We start from the raw sequence: 303 nt of genomic DNA on the forward strand, positions 1-303 counted from the left end.
CGCGACCTGACCGACTCGGTCAACTTCATGGCGGGCAACCTCACCGCCCAGGTCCGTTCCATCGCCCAGGTGGCCACCGCCGTCGCGGAGGGCGACCTCTCGCAGAAGATCACCGTCAACGACCGCGGCGAGATCCTCGAACTCAAGACCACCATCAACACGATGGTCGACCAGCGGAGCGCCTACGCCGCCGAGGTCCCCCGGGGCGCCCCCGAGCTCGGCTCCGAGGGCCGGCTCGCAGCCACCGCCGCGGGGGAGGGCGGCGCCCGCACCAGGCCGCGCCACCCCGACACCCGCACCGCG

General features: G+C 73.6%; 1 protein-coding gene. It reads left to right on the forward strand.

Annotation, left to right across the window (positions count from 1 at the left end):
* Window positions 1-303, forward strand: a 303-nt coding sequence (locus PUR56_RS16835; protein ID WP_329949539.1) for a HAMP domain-containing protein, incomplete at both ends; no start/stop codon positions are given.

The organism is Streptomyces sp. BE303 (assembly GCF_036290945.1).
GTDB lineage: Bacteria > Actinomycetota > Actinomycetes > Streptomycetales > Streptomycetaceae > Kitasatospora.